Source organism: Streptomyces sp. NBC_01275 (genome assembly GCF_026340655.1).
Taxonomy (GTDB): domain Bacteria; phylum Actinomycetota; class Actinomycetes; order Streptomycetales; family Streptomycetaceae; genus Streptomyces.
This window is the reverse complement of record NZ_JAPEOZ010000001.1, coordinates 5569038-5585618: the sequence shown is the minus strand read 5'-3', so window position 1 is coordinate 5585618 and position 16581 is coordinate 5569038. Positions and strand designations below refer to the sequence as shown.

General features: G+C 65.7%; 11 protein-coding genes, 3 rRNA genes and 1 pseudogene. 2 read left to right on the top strand and 13 right to left on the bottom strand.

The genetic code is table 11. From position 1 onward, the window contains the following. Nucleotides 1-13: 13 nt before the first annotated feature. The 11 genes from OG562_RS24630 to OG562_RS24580 form a co-directional block, all read right to left on the bottom strand. Entirely contained in the window at nucleotides 14-1087 is a 1074-nt protein-coding gene (locus OG562_RS24630; RefSeq protein WP_266401265.1) for an NAD-dependent epimerase/dehydratase family protein, read from the bottom strand. 337 nt (nucleotides 1088-1424) lie between these two features. Continuing rightward, nucleotides 1425-1523 (bottom strand): AURKAIP1/COX24 domain-containing protein, encoded by a 99-nt coding sequence (locus tag OG562_RS24625; RefSeq protein WP_003948845.1) that lies wholly within the window; start codon nucleotides 1521-1523, stop codon nucleotides 1425-1427. A gap of 143 nt (nucleotides 1524-1666) precedes the next feature. Then, entirely contained in the window at nucleotides 1667-1879 is a 213-nt protein-coding gene (locus tag OG562_RS24620; RefSeq protein ID WP_004984898.1) for a helix-turn-helix domain-containing protein, read from the bottom strand. A 140-nt stretch (nucleotides 1880-2019) separates the two neighbouring features. Further along, nucleotides 2020-2835 (bottom strand): phosphatase, encoded by an 816-nt coding sequence (locus OG562_RS24615; protein WP_266401263.1) that lies wholly within the window; start codon nucleotides 2833-2835, stop codon nucleotides 2020-2022. Between the two features lie 211 nt (nucleotides 2836-3046). Further along, on the bottom strand, nucleotides 3047-4219 hold the full coding sequence (locus OG562_RS24610; protein WP_266401262.1) for an acetoin utilization protein AcuC: 1173 nt from the start codon (nucleotides 4217-4219) through the stop codon (nucleotides 3047-3049). Continuing rightward, nucleotides 4170-5393 carry an MFS transporter gene (locus OG562_RS24605; RefSeq protein WP_266401260.1) on the bottom strand — a complete coding sequence of 408 codons (1224 nt, stop codon included), beginning with the start codon at nucleotides 5391-5393 and terminating at the stop codon, nucleotides 4170-4172. The genes OG562_RS24610 and OG562_RS24605 overlap by 50 nt, the downstream gene beginning before the upstream one ends. A 75-nt stretch (nucleotides 5394-5468) precedes the next feature. Next, entirely contained in the window at nucleotides 5469-6212 is a 744-nt protein-coding gene (locus tag OG562_RS24600) for a VC0807 family protein (RefSeq protein ID WP_266401258.1), read from the bottom strand. A gap of 69 nt (nucleotides 6213-6281) precedes the next feature. Further along, a complete protein-coding gene (locus OG562_RS24595) occupies nucleotides 6282-6926 on the bottom strand; it encodes an HAD family phosphatase (RefSeq protein WP_266401257.1) in 645 nt (214 codons plus the stop codon). 60 nt (nucleotides 6927-6986) lie between these two features. After that, nucleotides 6987-7103, bottom strand: a 5S ribosomal RNA gene (gene rrf, locus OG562_RS24590). A gap of 90 nt (nucleotides 7104-7193) precedes the next feature. After that, nucleotides 7194-10317 (bottom strand): 23S ribosomal RNA (locus OG562_RS24585). A gap of 322 nt (nucleotides 10318-10639) precedes the next feature. Further along, nucleotides 10640-12165 (bottom strand): 16S ribosomal RNA (locus OG562_RS24580). Together the 16S, 23S and 5S rRNA genes form the textbook arrangement of a ribosomal RNA operon. Nucleotides 12166-13028: 863 nt before the next feature. On the opposite strand from OG562_RS24580, the gene trpS reads away from it, so the two are divergent. After that, on the top strand, nucleotides 13029-14114 hold the full coding sequence (gene trpS / locus OG562_RS24575; RefSeq protein WP_266401256.1) for a tryptophan--tRNA ligase: 1086 nt from the start codon (nucleotides 13029-13031) through the stop codon (nucleotides 14112-14114). Here trpS and OG562_RS24570 read toward each other — a convergent pair. Further along, a pseudogene (locus OG562_RS24570) lies at nucleotides 14099-15052 on the bottom strand (GlxA family transcriptional regulator); the annotation flags it as partial. The gene trpS and the pseudogene OG562_RS24570 sit on opposite strands and share 16 nt — an antisense overlap. A 75-nt stretch (nucleotides 15053-15127) precedes the next feature. Here OG562_RS24570 and OG562_RS24565 point away from each other — a divergent pair. Beyond that, entirely contained in the window at nucleotides 15128-15721 is a 594-nt protein-coding gene (locus tag OG562_RS24565) for a cysteine hydrolase family protein (protein ID WP_266401255.1), read from the top strand. 41 nt (nucleotides 15722-15762) lie between these two features. On the opposite strand, the gene proC is transcribed toward OG562_RS24565, so the two are convergent. Further along, nucleotides 15763-16575 (bottom strand): pyrroline-5-carboxylate reductase, encoded by an 813-nt coding sequence (proC, locus tag OG562_RS24560; RefSeq protein WP_266401254.1) that lies wholly within the window; start codon nucleotides 16573-16575, stop codon nucleotides 15763-15765. Between the last annotated feature and the right edge of the window lie 6 nt (nucleotides 16576-16581).

Sequence of the window (16581 nt, the reverse complement as noted above, 5' to 3'; positions counted from 1 at the left end):
GTTGATGCGCTCCTCAGTTGGCGCTCTGCGTCGGAGAAAGGACCGCGGGACGGGCGCCGCCCGCGAGGGGCAGCGCCGCGACCCGGTCGACCGCTCCCGCGACGGCCTGGGGCGGCAGCAGTCCCGGCCCGTGGGTGCGCGCGAAGTCCGCGAAGGTCTCGGCCGTCGTGTACTTCGGCGTGAAGCCCAGCGTCTCGCGCATCTGGACCGTCGACACCACCCGGCCGTGGGTGAGCAGCCGGATCTGCTCGGGCGAGAAGTCCGTCATGCCCAGCGTACGCACCAGGGAGCCCGCCCAGGTGACGGCAGGCAGCAGCAACGGCACGGTGGGCCGCCCGAGCCGCCGCGAGCACTGCGACAGCAGCAGCACCCCGTCGCCGGCGATGTTGAACGTCCCGCTGTTGAGGGTGCCGCGCTCCGGCTCGTGCGAGGCGATCCGCAGCACCTCGATGACGTCGTCCTCGTGCACGAACTGCAGCCGAGGGTCGTAGCCGAGCACGGTCGGCAGCACGGGCAGCGAGAAGTACGAGGCGAGCGGGGTCTCCGCGGTGGGCCCGAGGATGTTGGCGAACCGCAGCACGCACACCGCGACGTCGGGCCGCCGCCGGGCGAACCCGCGCACATACCCCTCGACCTCGACGGTGTCCTTGGCAAAGCCCCCGCTGGGCAGCGACTTGGGCGGGGTCGTCTCGGTGAACACGGCGGGATCTCGGGACGCGGACCCGTACACGTTCGTACTGGACTTCACGACCAGCCGCTTCACGCTCGGCGACTTCTGACAGGCCCCGAGCAGCTGCATGGTGCCGATGACGTTGGTCTCCTTGACCGTGGTCCGGCTCCCGCTGCCCAGCGCGCTGGCCGTCACGTCCAGGTGTACGACCGTGTCGGCGCCGGTCTCGGCGAGCACCCGCGCGATGGCGGACTGCCGGATGTCGGCCTGGACGAACTCGGCGCCGCCGAGATGATGCTCGGGACGCACCGCGTCGACCGCGATGACTCGCTCGACCCGCGGGTCACGCTGAATCCGTCGTACGAACCGGCCCCCCAGCTGACGGGCCACTCCGGTCACGAGCACGACCTTCCCCAAGACCAGCGCCTCCCTCTCGTCGCACTGATGCACTGCTCGTACTGCGTGTACTGCTCGTACCCTGCCGCGTTCCCCGCCCGCGAGCCAACCTATCGGGTTGATGTTGCGCTGTGATGACCGCCCGATGCACGAAGTGACGGGAACAGGCCGCCATACGAGCCTGTCATACGCCCAGATCAGCGATGGTCCGGCGACCGTCCGAGGCCGTCCAGGCATACGCACACGGTTCAGCCCGCCGCACACTCCCCGGGCATGCGTGTGGCCCCCCACCGACAGTCCCGGTGGAGGGCCACACCACGTTTCCGCGGCTCGCGTCGAGCGAAGTAACGTCCCGCTCTTACTTCTTGTTACGACGCTGGACGCGCGTGCGCTTGAGCAGCTTGCGGTGCTTCTTCTTGGCCATCCGCTTGCGCCGCTTCTTGATAACAGAGCCCACGACTACCCTCGCTCACTTCTCATCACTCGGTGCTGGGCGCCATGGGCCCATACGACCTACAAGGGGCTAGCCTACCCGTCCGAGCGCTGAGGTCGTAATCGAGGCCGGAGAGGCCCGGTCGCCGGGCCTCTCCGGGGGTGCCGTCAGGCGGTTTCCACCCCCACATAGCTCTCGCGGAGGTACTCGTGAACCGCTTGCTCGGGGACGCGGAAGGACCGCCCCACCCGGATCGCGGGCAGATGACCGCTGTGCACCAGCCGGTACACGGTCATCTTCGACACTCGCATCACCGAGGCGACTTCCGCCACGGTAAGGAACTGAACCTCGTTCAGAGGCCTCTCGCCAGCTGCAGCCATGACACACCTGAACCTTCCGCACTCGACGGCCACCGGCTTCCCCTTCCGGTGACTCTTCGTCGTTGCGTGCTCACTCCCCAATGTAGGGGCGGGTGATGCGAGTGGGGAAGAGGTGCACCCATCGCAGGCCCATCGCAGGCCTACTGTGACAGACACGCTCGATTGAGTACGTAGCGGGTCAGCGGCCTGTAGTAATCGGACCGCACAGCGTCATCAAGTGGAACGGCGACGGACACCACCCCCTCGGCCTCCCCCACGAACAGCGCGGGGTCATCCGTGTCGGCCAGCCCAATGACCTCGAACCCCAGCTGACCTGCCCCGCAGACCCACCCGTGGTCCCCGATCACGAGATCCGGCAGGGGTCCGCCGCCCTCGGCGGCCGCGGCGAGCGCCAGTCGAACCGGCAGCGGCGAATGACTGTGTGCACCGGTCGCACAACCGGCGCGTTCGTCACCGGCCTCCCGGACCAGAGCGACGCCCTGTACGTAGTCGAGGCGGTACGTGCGTAGACCGAACCGGGTCGTTATGTCGACACAGTGACCCTGCGCCGGACGCAGAACCTCACATCCCGCCGTCGACAAAGCGTCCGCAAGGCCGGCGTAGAAGCCCAGCAGCCGGTGCGGATGCCCGGTCCCGATCAGCACCGCCCCGCCACGCTCGGCGACCGCCCCGAGCCGCTCGGCGAAGACCTCCAGCGCCGCGAGCGTCCGCTCCGGGTCGATCACATCATGCCCGGAAACACATAGCGGATCGGCCGAAACCCCACACTTGTCCGCCATCAAGGCGAGCAATTCCCGCTGCCCCCATGCCCATTCGGGATCAAGCCCGATCAACACCCGGGGATCACGAGCCGCGAACAGCCGATAACTCCGCAGACTCTCCTCCCGCGAGGTCGCCACCACCCCGGCCAGCCGAGCAGCCAGCAGATGCGCCCGCAGCGCACCGGTACTCAACACGGGTGCGATGGTGACGGACGAGGGACGTCACTGGGGCGGAATCGGGGGAACACCCCACAGTTGGCGTAACCGCGACCCCCAGCCCGTGGGGTCCCCCGCTGGGGGAGCCAGGACGATGCCCCCTAGGGGCCGAAAGCGGGGGTCCGGGGCGGCAGCCCCCAGGTTCGGGACGGGAAGGGGCGGCGGGGGCGAGAACAGCAGGGCCCCACCCCTACGCCAACAGCCCCCGAAGGGGGAACACAGCCCGCCGGGTGGCCAGCACGGCCTGATCCAGCCGATCCGCGGGGTCGTACCCCGCCTCCCACGAGGCCCACCCCACCGGCCACCGCCCATCGGTCATCCGCGCCGGCGCCAACTGCCGCGTACGAGCGAAGACCTCCTGCCGCCAACTCTCCGGAATCACCGTCTCCGGCGCCACCGGCGCCCCCGCCGCGATCCCCACAAGATGCGACCACGACCGCGGCACCACATCCACCACCGCATAGCCACCCCCGCCCAACGCCACCCACTTCCCCCCGGCATACGCGTGCGCCAGCTCGTGGCAGGCCACCTGCACCGCCCGCTGGGCATCGAGCGACACCGCGAGATGAGCCAGCGGATCCTCGAAGTGCGTGTCGGCCCCGTGCTGGGTCACCAGCACATCCGGCCGGAAGTCGGCGATCAGCTCCGGCACCACCGCGTGGAACGCCCGCAGCCACCCCGCGTCCCCGGTCCCCGCAGGCAAGGCGACATTGACGGCCGACCCCTCCGCCGAGTCCGCCCCGGTCTCCTCCGGCCACCCGGTCTGCGGGAACAACGTACGAGGATGCTCGTGCAGCGAGATCGTCAGCACCCGCGGATCCTCCCAGAACGCCGCCTGCACCCCGTCCCCGTGATGCACGTCGACGTCCACATACGCGACCCGCTCCGCCCCCAGCTCCAACAGCCGGGCAATGGCCAACGAGGCGTCGTTGTAAATACAGAACCCCGAGGCGCCGCCCGGCATCGCGTGGTGCAGCCCGCCCGCGAAGTTCACCGCGTGCAGCGCCTCCCCCCGCCACACCGCCTCCGCCGCCCCCACCGACAGCCCGGCGATCAACGCGGACACCTCGTGCATCCCCGCGAACGCCGGATCGTCCGTCGTCCCCAGTCCATACGACGGGTCCGCCGCCCCGGGCTCCATGGAAGCCGCCTTCACGGCCTCGACGTAGTCCTCCCGGTGCACCAGCCGCAACGTCGACTCCCCGGCGGGCTTCGCGCCCACCACCTCCACCTCACGGTCGAGTCCCAGGGCGCCGACCAGCCTCCGGGTCAGCTCCAGCCGGACCGGGTCCATCGGATGGTCCGGGCCGAAGTCATAGCCCGTTACTGCCTCGTCCCACATCAGCTGTGCGCGGCCGCTCATGCCCGCCACCGTATCGGTCCGGTTGAGCGGCGAACGACCGGGCGTACACCAACGTCACCAGCACCAACACCATGGGCACCGCCATCGCCCCGCGATAGCTCCACGCGTCCCCCAGCGCCCCCACCAACGGCGAGCCGACCAGGAACCCGACGTAGTTGAAGACGTTGAGCCGCGCGATCGCCGCGTCCGACGCGCCCGGGAACAGCCGGCCCGCCGCCGCGAACGTCTGCGGCACCAGCACACACAGCCCCAGCCCCACCAACGTGAACCCCAGCATCCCCACCCACGCCCCCGGCGCCACGGCCACCACAGCGAACCCGCCCGCCGCCACCAGCGCCCCCAGCCGCACCACGGCCGCCGCCCCGAACCGCCGCACCCCGAAGTCCCCGATGGCCCGCCCGACCAGCGTGGTGACCATGTAGACGTTGTACGGCACGGTCGCCAGCTGCTCCGAACTCCCCAACACGTCCTGCAGATACTTCGCGCTCCAGTTGGAGACGGTCGAGTCCCCGATGTACGCGAAGCTCATCACCAGGCACAGCGGCAGCAGCAGCTTGAAGACCAGGCTCCCGCCCTCCCCCGCCTTGGCGTCCTCCACCGGCCCGCCGTCCCCGCCGTCCCCGTCGACGTACCACCGACTCCCCACCAGCGCCGCCGGCAGCAGCACCGCCACCACCGGCAGATACGACACCCACAGCGCGAGATGCCAGTGCGCCCCCACCCACGCCAGCGAGGCCCCCACGATCCCGCCCAGGCTGTACACCGCATGGAAACTGAGCATGATGCTGCGCCCGTACGCCCGCTGCAGACTCACCCCGAGCATGTTCATCGAGGCGTCCAGCGCCCCCACGGCGAGCCCGAAGGCGGCCAGGGCGACGCCCAGCTCCACCATCCCGTCCCCCGCGCCCACCCCGAGCAGCGCCAGCAGCACCACCGGCTGGGACCAGCGCAGCAGCAGGCTGGGCGGTATCCGCTTCACCAACTGCTCGGTCGTCACGCTCCCGACGCCGGCCAGGACCGGCACGGCGGCGAGAAAGGCGGGCAGCAGCGCGTCCGAGACGCCGTACCGATCCTGGATGGCCGGGATGCGCGTCACGAGCAGAGCGAAGGCCGCCCCCTGCGCAAAGAAGCTGAACGCCAAAGAGGCCCTACCGCGCCGCAGCACTTCTGTCATGGCGGCGAGCGTAGGGCCCCGGCGTACTCGTGGGTAGATCCAGCCAAAGATGAATTTCCCTCAGCTTTGCCGGGCCTACCGGGCGAGGGCGACCTCGAGCGCCTCGCCCCGGACCTCGGCGCCCGCGTCGACGTCGACCACGGCATCCGCCACGACGTCGTCCACGGCACCCGCCTCGGTCGCGACCATCGCCTGCATGGGCCCGGCCCCGAGCGCCCCACCGACCAGAATCCCGACGACCATCGCACCGATCATGATGACCGATCCGAGCCACACCATGGTGTCCACCGGCACGGTGTACGCCCCCACGATCCGCACCACGCACTCGACGAGAAGAACCACGCCCCACACCACCGAGAAGGCCCGCTCCCGCCGCCGGAAGTCCGCCGAAGCGGCCGCCGCCCCGCTCTGCAGCCGCTCCCAGGCCACCTCCTTGGCCGCGTCGCCCTTCACCAGGAACGGCTTGAGGCCTGCGGTCATCATCGGCTTCCCCAGCGCCACGGAGACCAGGATCCCGATCCCGACCGTGCTGCTGACCCCGCTGTCCTTGGCCAGCATCAGCCGCGGATCCCCGGAGACGAAGCTGAGGAGCAGCCCGACGACGTTCACCAGCAGAATCAGCCCGGCGAGCCCGTTGACCGTCCGCTCCCTGACCGCACTCCACCCGGTCCGCACGGCGGGCACCAGACTGCTCCAGGCCAGCGCCGCGAAGGTGCTCATCCCGAAGGCGCCCTTGAACAGGTAGTACGACCCGAGCGGCACCGCCACGTCCAGGACGAGCGGAGCGAAGGCGTTCTTCTTGTGCTGGTTCGTCGTCATGCCCTCAGCTTCGCCGCTGGGAGGGGTCTCCCAGTAGGAACGATCGTCCGGAGCTAGGCATGACAAATGTCAGACCAGCAGGTCGGCCAACTCCCCCATGTCGGAGAAGAGTCGAGTGGCCCCCGCGAGCTTCGCGGCCGGCGTCATCGCGGTGAACCCGTACACGTCCATCCCGGCCGCGACGGCGGCCTGCACCCCCAGCGGACTGTCCTCGACAACGACACACCGCTCCGGCGCCACCCCCATCCGCTCGGCCGCGTGCAGGAACAGATCCGGCGCCGGCTTCCCCTTGCCCACGTCCTGCGAACTGAAGATCCGCGCCTCCTCGAACCACCGGTCCAGCCCGGCCGCCCGATGCCCCACCCGAATCCGCTCATGACTCCCCGAGGACGCCACACAGTACGGCACCCCGTCCACAGCGAGCTTCTCCAGTACGTCCATGGCGCCGGCCACGGGCTCCAGCTCCCGTTCGAAGGCCGCGAAGACCCGGCCGTGGAAGACGTCGTCGAACTCCGCGGGCAGCCGCTGTCCCGTGCGCTCCTGGACCAGGTCGTGGATCCGGTGCATCGCGGACCCCATGTAGTCGCGGATGGAGTCCTCGTAGGACGTGGGGTGCCCGAGCTCGGTCAGATAGGCGGCCAACAGCCTGTTGGAAATGGGCTCGCTGTCCACGAGGACGCCGTCGTTGTCGAAGATCACCAGGTCGTAGCGCATAACCGAACCTTAAACGCAGAAAACCCCGCACCATAAGGTGCGGGGTTTCCCACAAAATTTGTTCGGCGGTGTCCTACTCTCCCACAGGGTCCCCCCTGCAGTACCATCGGCGCTGTGAGGCTTAGCTTCCGGGTTCGGAATGTAACCGGGCGTTTCCCTCACGCTATGACCACCGAAACACTATGAAACTGTTTCAGCCGCACCACGCCGTGACCGGACGTGGGGCTGTTCGTGGTTTCAGAACCAACACAGTGGACGCGAGCAACTGAGGACAAGCCCTCGGCCTATTAGTACCGGTCAGCTCCACCCATTACTGGGCTTCCACATCCGGCCTATCAACCCAGTCGTCTACTGGGAGCCTTACCCCATCTAGTGGGTGGGAACACTCATCTCGAAGCAGGCTTCCCGCTTAGATGCTTTCAGCGGTTATCCCTCCCGAACGTAGCCAACCAGCCATGCCCTTGGCAGAACAACTGGCACACCAGAGGTTCGTCCGTCCCGGTCCTCTCGTACTAGGGACAGCCCTTCTCAATGTTCCTGCGCGCGCAGCGGATAGGGACCGAACTGTCTCACGACGTTCTAAACCCAGCTCGCGTACCGCTTTAATGGGCGAACAGCCCAACCCTTGGGACCGACTCCAGCCCCAGGATGCGACGAGCCGACATCGAGGTGCCAAACCATCCCGTCGATATGGACTCTTGGGGAAGATCAGCCTGTTATCCCCGGGGTACCTTTTATCCGTTGAGCGACGGCGCTTCCACAAGCCACCGCCGGATCACTAGTCCCGACTTTCGTCCCTGCTCGACCCGTCGGTCTCACAGTCAAGCTCCCTTGTGCACTTACACTCAACACCTGATTGCCAACCAGGCTGAGGGAACCTTTGGGCGCCTCCGTTACTCTTTAGGAGGCAACCGCCCCAGTTAAACTACCCATCAGACACTGTCCCTGATCCGGATCACGGACCCAGGTTAGACATCCAGCACGACCAGAGTGGTATTTCAACGACGACTCACCGTGAACTGGCGTCCACGTTTCAAAGTCTCCCACCTATCCTACACAAGCCGAACCGAACACCAATATCAAACTGTAGTAAAGGTCCCGGGGTCTTTCCGTCCTGCTGCGCGAAACGAGCATCTTTACTCGTAGTGCAATTTCACCGGGCCTATGGTTGAGACAGTCGAGAAGTCGTTACGCCATTCGTGCAGGTCGGAACTTACCCGACAAGGAATTTCGCTACCTTAGGATGGTTATAGTTACCACCGCCGTTTACTGGCGCTTAAGTTCTCAGCTTCGCCACCCCGAAGAGTGACTAACCGGTCCCCTTAACGTTCCAGCACCGGGCAGGCGTCAGTCCGTATACATCGCCTTACGGCTTCGCACGGACCTGTGTTTTTAGTAAACAGTCGCTTCTCGCTGGTCTCTGCGGCCACACCCAGCTCGGGAAGCAAGTCCCCTCACCAGACGTGGCCCCCCTTCTCCCGAAGTTACGGGGGCATTTTGCCGAGTTCCTTAACCATAGTTCACCCGAACGCCTCGGTATTCTCTACCTGACCACCTGAGTCGGTTTAGGGTACGGGCCGCCATGAAACTCGCTAGAGGCTTTTCTCGACAGCATAGGATCATCCACTTCACCACAATCGGCTCGGCATCAGGTCTCAGCCTACATGTGCGACGGATTTGCCTATCGCACGGCCTACACCCTTACCCCGGGACAACCACCGCCCGGGATGGACTACCTTCCTGCGTCACCCCATCACTCACCTACTACAAGTCTGGTCCGTCGGCTCCACCACTTTCCATTCCCCGAAGGGTCCGGAACGGCTTCACGGACTTAGCATCGCCTGGTTCGATGTTTGACGCTTCACAGCGGGTACCGGAATATCAACCGGTTATCCATCGACTACGCCTGTCGGCCTCGCCTTAGGTCCCGACTTACCCTGGGCAGATCAGCTTGACCCAGGAACCCTTAGTCAATCGGCGCAAACGTTTCTCACGTTTGTATCGCTACTCATGCCTGCATTCTCACTCGTGAACCGTCCACCACTGCCTTCCGGCGCGGCTTCACCCGGCACACGACGCTCCCCTACCCATCCCAGCACCCGTTGGGGCTATATGCTGGAATGACACGACTTCGGCGGTACGCTTGAGCCCCGCTACATTGTCGGCGCGGAATCACTAGACCAGTGAGCTATTACGCACTCTTTCAAGGGTGGCTGCTTCTAAGCCAACCTCCTGGTTGTCTGTGCGACTCCACATCCTTTCCCACTTAGCGTACGCTTAGGGGCCTTAGTCGATGCTCTGGGCTGTTTCCCTCTCGACCATGGAGCTTATCCCCCACAGTCTCACTGCCGCGCTCTCACTTACCGGCATTCGGAGTTTGGCTAAGGTCAGTAACCCGGTAGGGCCCATCGCCTATCCAGTGCTCTACCTCCGGCAAGAAACACACGACGCTGCACCTAAATGCATTTCGGGGAGAACCAGCTATCACGGAGTTTGATTGGCCTTTCACCCCTAACCACAGGTCATCCCCCAGGTTTTCAACCCTGGTGGGTTCGGTCCTCCACGAAGTCTTACCTCCGCTTCAACCTGCCCATGGCTAGATCACTCCGCTTCGGGTCTTGAGCGTGCTACTGAAACGCCCTATTCGGACTCGCTTTCGCTACGGCTACCCCACCCGGGTTAACCTCGCAACACACCGCAAACTCGCAGGCTCATTCTTCAAAAGGCACGCAGTCACGAGAGTGCATGCAAGCATGCACTCCGACGCTCCCACGGCTTGTAGGCACACGGTTTCAGGTACTATTTCACTCCGCTCCCGCGGTACTTTTCACCATTCCCTCACGGTACTATCCGCTATCGGTCACCAGGGAATATTTAGGCTTAGCGGGTGGTCCCGCCAGATTCACACGGGATTTCTCGGGCCCCGTGCTACTTGGGTGTCTCTCAAACGAGCCGCTGATGTTTCGGCTACGGGGGTCTTACCCTCTACGCCGGACCTTTCGCATGTCCTTCGCCTACATCAACGGTTTCTGACTCGTCTCACGGCCGGCAGACCGTAAAAGAGAGATCCCACAACCCCGTATGCGCAACCCCTGCCGGGTCTCACACGCATACGGTTTGGCCTCATCCGGTTTCGCTCGCCACTACTCCCGGAATCACGGTTGTTTTCTCTTCCTGCGGGTACTGAGATGTTTCACTTCCCCGCGTTCCCTCCACATACCCTATGTGTTCAGGTATGGGTGACAGCCCATGACGACTGCCGGGTTTCCCCATTCGGAAACCCCCGGATCAAAGCCTGGTTGACGACTCCCCGGGGACTATCGTGGCCTCCCACGTCCTTCATCGGTTCCTGGTGCCAAGGCATCCACCGTGCGCCCTTAAAAACTTGGCCACAGATGCTCGCGTCCACTGTGCAGTTCTCAAACAACGACCAGCCACCCATCACCCCGAACCAACCGGTTCGAGTTCACTGGGGCCGGCATCAGAAGGCTTCCCGACCTCACGGCCGTGCCCTCAGACACCCAACAGCGTGCCCGATGCTCCCCGCCGCTTCCCTCATCCGTTCCACGCTCCGAAGAGCAGTACTAGGAAGGACAAGACGACCGAGTGCACCGAATAATCAACGTTCCACCCTTGAGCAACCATCGTCGAACATTCGCCGACGTAATGGCCCTGGACCACCGGGCAAGCCCGGCGGCCTAGATGCTCCTTAGAAAGGAGGTGATCCAGCCGCACCTTCCGGTACGGCTACCTTGTTACGACTTCGTCCCAATCGCCAGTCCCACCTTCGACAGCTCCCTCCCACAAGGGGTTGGGCCACCGGCTTCGGGTGTTACCGACTTTCGTGACGTGACGGGCGGTGTGTACAAGGCCCGGGAACGTATTCACCGCAGCAATGCTGATCTGCGATTACTAGCAACTCCGACTTCATGGGGTCGAGTTGCAGACCCCAATCCGAACTGAGACCGGCTTTTTGAGATTCGCTCCACCTCACGGTTTCGCAGCTCTTTGTACCGGCCATTGTAGCACGTGTGCAGCCCAAGACATAAGGGGCATGATGACTTGACGTCGTCCCCACCTTCCTCCGAGTTGACCCCGGCAGTCTCCTGTGAGTCCCCATCACCCCGAAGGGCATGCTGGCAACACAGAACAAGGGTTGCGCTCGTTGCGGGACTTAACCCAACATCTCACGACACGAGCTGACGACAGCCATGCACCACCTGTACACCGACCACAAGGGGGCGCCTGTCTCCAGACGTTTCCGGTGTATGTCAAGCCTTGGTAAGGTTCTTCGCGTTGCGTCGAATTAAGCCACATGCTCCGCTGCTTGTGCGGGCCCCCGTCAATTCCTTTGAGTTTTAGCCTTGCGGCCGTACTCCCCAGGCGGGGAACTTAATGCGTTAGCTGCGGCACCGACGACGTGGAATGTCGCCAACACCTAGTTCCCACCGTTTACGGCGTGGACTACCAGGGTATCTAATCCTGTTCGCTCCCCACGCTTTCGCTCCTCAGCGTCAGTAATGGCCCAGAGATCCGCCTTCGCCACCGGTGTTCCTCCTGATATCTGCGCATTTCACCGCTACACCAGGAATTCCGATCTCCCCTACCACACTCTAGTCTGCCCGTATCGAATGCAGACCCGGGGTTAAGCCCCGGGCTTTCACATCCGACGTGACAGACCGCCTACGAGCTCTTTACGCCCAATAATTCCGGACAACGCTTGCGCCCTACGTATTACCGCGGCTGCTGGCACGTAGTTAGCCGGCGCTTCTTCTGCAGGTACCGTCACTCTCGCTTCTTCCCTGCTGAAAGAGGTTTACAACCCGAAGGCCGTCATCCCTCACGCGGCGTCGCTGCATCAGGCTTTCGCCCATTGTGCAATATTCCCCACTGCTGCCTCCCGTAGGAGTCTGGGCCGTGTCTCAGTCCCAGTGTGGCCGGTCGCCCTCTCAGGCCGGCTACCCGTCGTCGCCTTGGTGAGCCGTTACCTCACCAACAAGCTGATAGGCCGCGGGCTCATCCTTCACCGCCGGAGCTTTTAACCCCCACCCATGAGAATGGAAGTGTTATCCGGTATTAGACCCCGTTTCCAGGGCTTGTCCCAGAGTGAAGGGCAGATTGCCCACGTGTTACTCACCCGTTCGCCACTAATCCACCCCGAAGGGCTTCATCGTTCGACTTGCATGTGTTAAGCACGCCGCCAGCGTTCGTCCTGAGCCAGGATCAAACTCTCCGTGAATGTTTTCCCGTAATCGGGACTACACACACGAGAGCGGAACGGTCAGGCGGAATAAGCCCGGCCGTTCACAGCGTCCTCGCTGTGTTTTTTCAAAGGAACCTCATCCTCGGCTATCACTGCCGGGGACGGGGTATCAACATATCTGGCGTTGATTTTTGGCACGCTGTTGAGTTCTCAAGGAACGGACGCTTCCTTTGTACTCACCCGAGAGACTCTCTCAGGCTTTCCTCCGGGCGCTTCCCTTCGGTCTTGCGTTTCCGACTCTATCAGATCCTTTTCCGATCCGATTTCCTCGGTGCTTTCCAGGTTCCCGCTTTTGTTTCGCGGTTTCCCTTTCCGGCGGTTCCGACTCTATCAGATCCTTTCGGCGCTGATTCCCAGTCAGAGGGGGCTTGTCTTCCGGGCTGTTGGGCCGTTCCGACGAGTGAGACTTTAGCGGATTCCCGGCTCCCGAAGCCAATCGGGGGCCTGCGTCCTTTCGAACGCGGATTCCTCATTTCGCGAATACGCACGCCAATGACACGACGGCAGACGGAACGACTGCTCACCGAGGAGTGGTTGGTACTTGCGGAATGGCTGTCCGGGGACCGACCGGAGTCGGCGCTCACGTCGGACAACTCGGAGAACAGTACGTACCCGATCGGGGCGTGTCAACTCACGTCCCAAGGGCACCCTGGAGGCGTACTCTGAGGGACATGACTACGCGTACGTGCACCCAGCAGTGGTGGGCCGCCTGACCGGCGGCCGTACGCACGTATGCACGACAACGGCCGCCGCCTCGGCGGCCGTTCGTGTTTCTCCCTCCGGGACTCCAGAGGGTCGGCCGGCCGGGGTGGCGGTCTCGACCAAGAGGTGGAGAAGAGATGACACGGGTCTTCAGCGGGATCAAGCCGACCGGACACCTGACCCTGGGGAACTACCTGGGGGCCATGCGGCCGTGGGCCGAGGTCGACCAGCATCGGGCGGACTCCCTGTTCTGCGTCGTCGATCTGCACGCGCTGACCGTGGACCACGATCCCGCGCGGGTGCGCCGGCTGAGTCGGCAGGCGGCGACGCTGCTGCTGGCGACGGGGCTGGATCCACAGCTGTGCACCGTGTTCGTGCAGAGTCATGTGGACGAGCACGCGCGGTTGTCGTATCTGCTGGAGTGCGTGGCGAGCGACGGTGAGATGCGGCGGATGATCCAGTACCGGGAGAAGGCCGCGCGGGAGCGGGAGCGCGGGGGGAGTGTGCGGCTGTCACTGCTGACCTATCCGGTGCTGATGGCGGCGGACATCCTGGCGTACGGGACCGATGAGGTGCCGGTCGGGGACGACCAGACTCAGCATGTGGAACTGACGCGGGATCTCGCGGTGCGGTTCAACCAGCGGTACGGGCACACGTTCGTGGTGCCGAAGGCGACGCATCCGCCGGTGGCCGCTCGGGTGATGAACCTGCAGGAGCCGGCGTCGAAGATGGGCAAGAGCGACGACTCGGGGCCGGGGATCGTCTATCTGCTGGACGAGCCGGACGTGGTGCGGAAGAAGGTCATGCGGGCCGTCACCGACAGCGGGCGGGAGGTCGTCTACGACCGGGAGGGGCGGCCCGGCGTCGCGAACCTGTTGGAGATCCTCGCCGCGTGCACGGGTGGGAACCCGGAGATCCTGGGCGGCGTTTACCAGTCGTACGGCGCATTGAAGAAGGACACGGCCGACGCTGTGATCGAGGTTCTCAGGCCGGTGCGGGCCAGGCACACGGAGTTGTGCGCTGACCCGGTCTATGTGGAGGGGGTGCTGCGGGATGGTGCGGAGAAGGCGCGGGAGATGGCTCGGCCGGTCGTGGACGCCGCCTATCGGGCGATCGGGTTGCTGCCGCCGGTGAGCGAGCCGACTTCGGAGCCGGTGTCGGCGGAGGCGGTGTCGGCGGAGGCGGTGTCGGTGTCGGACGTTGTGGTGAAGGCGGCTCGGTAGGCGCGTGGGCTGGTGGCGAGGCGCGAGGCGAAGTGCTGGCGCATCGTGACCTCGCTGCCGAAGCCTGCGCGGCGGGCGACCTCGGGCATGGGGAGGTCGGTGCGTTCGAGGAGTTTCTGGGCTGCGGCGATGCGCTGGTCCAGGAGCCAGCGCAGGGGGGTGGTTCCGGTCGCCGCCGTGAAGTGGCGGGCGAAGCTGCGCGGGGACATGCCCGCGTGAGCGGCCAGGTCGGCGACCGTGAGCGGTTCGTGCAGATGGCGCAGGGCGTGTTCGCGGACGGCGGCGAGGCTGTCGGCGTCGCGGTCCGTGTGTGGGGTGGGGTGCTCGATGAACTGGGCCTGGGTGCCGGTGCGGAAGGGAGCGGTGACCATCGAGCGGGCGATGGTGGCGGCCGCCTCCGCACCGTGGGAGCGGCGGACCAGGTGGAGGCAGAGGTCGATGCCGGCCGCCGTGCCGGCGGCGGTCCAGACGTTGTCGTCCTCGATGAAGAGAGCGTCCGGGACGACGGTGACGCGGGGGTGGTGGGTGCGCAGGAGGTGGACGAGGTTCCAGTGGGTGATCGCGCGGCGGCCGTCGAGGAGGCCCGCCTGGGCGAGGGTGAAAGCGCCGCCGCAGAGGGCGGCCAGGGTGGTGCCGCGGGCGTGGGCGCGGCGCAGGGCGTCGAGGACGGCGGGCGGTGCGGGGGTGAGGTGGTCGTCGAGGCCCGGGATCAGGATGAGGTCGGCGCGGGTCAGCCAGGCGAGGGTGCGGTCGGGGTGGAGGGCCAGGCCGCCGCGCATCGGGATGGGGGTGGTGGTGTCGGCGGCGACGCGGCGCAGGTCGAAGGCGGGGGCGCCGCGGTCGGTGCGGTCCGCGCCCCAGACCTCGGTGATGACGGAGACGTCGAAGGCGCGGATGCCGGGGAAGGCGACCAGGGCTACGCGGTACGGATGTTCCACGCTTGGCAGTAAAGCATCGATCGCTGGCTTTTGTAGCTCTGGGGTGGAGGTGGGCCCGGCGGCAGGATCTAGGGCATGGACATCGCAGAGAACGCAGCACTGGTGGTCGTGGACGTGCAGAAGGGCTTTGACGAGCTCGGCTACTGGGGGGCCAGGAACAACCCCGGCGCCGATGACAACATCGCCTCGCTCATCGACGTATGGCAGGCGACGGGGCGGCCTGTCGTGTTTGTGCGGCATGACTCTTCGGGGGCGCAGTCGCCGTTGCGGCCGGGGTATGTGGGGAACGAGTTCAAGGAGTACGTGGAGGAGAGGAGGGGGAAGGGCGCCGGGCGCGAGCTGTTCCTCACGAAGACGGTGAACTCCGCCTTCCTCGGGACGCCGGATCTGGGGGCCTGGCTGACGGCGGAGGGCATCGCGCAGATCGTGGTGGCCGGGATCCAGACGAACATGTGCGCGGAGACGACGGCGCGGATGGGCGGGAACCTCGGGTACGACGTGCTGTTCGCCTACGACGCGACCTACACGTTCGACCTGGAGGGGCCGTTCGGCTGGCGGCGGAGTGCGGAGGAGATCGCGCAGGCGTCCGCGGTGTCCCTGCACGGGGGCCGGTTCGCCCGGGTGGTGACCACGAAGGAGATCGTGGGGGCGGCGGCGACCGGCGAGTGACCGGATCCGCCCGGATTCGCCCGCATCCGCCCCCGCGGGTGTCAGTCCTTCGTGCCTGAGGCCAGCTCGCGGCTGCGGTCGCGGGCGGCTTCGAGGGCGGCGATGAGGGCGGCTCGTACGCCGTGGTTCTCGAGTTCGCGGATGGCGCTGATGGTGGTGCCCGCGGGGGACGTGACGTTCTCGCGGAGCTTGACCGGGTGTTCGCCGCTGTCGCGGAGCATCGTCGCGGCGCCGATCGCGGACTGGACGATGAGGTCGTGGGCCTTGTCGCGGGGGAGACCGAGCAGGATGCCGGCGTCGGTCATGGCCTCGACGAGGTAGAAGAAGTACGCCGGGCCCGAGCCGGAGAGGGCCGTGCAGGCGTCCTGCTGGGACTCGGGGACGCGGAGCGTCTTGCCGACGGCGCCGAAGATCTCCTCGGTGTGGGCGAGGTGGGCGGCGGTGGCGTGGGTGCCGGCGGAGATGACGGACATGGCCTCGTCGACCAGGGCGGGGGTGTTCGTCATGACGCGGACGACGGGGGCCCCGGCGGTGAGGCGCTCCTCGACGAAGGCGGTCGTGATGCCGGCGGCGCCGCTGATGACCAGGCGGTCGGCGGGGACGTGGGGGGCGAGTTCGTCGAGGAGGGCGCCCATGTCCTGGGGCTTGACCGTGAGGATCAGGGTGTCGGCGCTCTTGGCGGCCTCGGGGTTGCTGACCGGGGTGACGCCGTAGCGGGTACGGAGCTCTTCGGCTCGTTCCAGGCGGCGGGCGGTGACGAAGAGGTCTGCGGGGGGCCAGCCGCTTCGGATCATTCCGCTGAGGAGGGCTTCGCCGATTTTGCCGGTGCCGAGGACTGCGACTTTCTGGGACATGGGTGG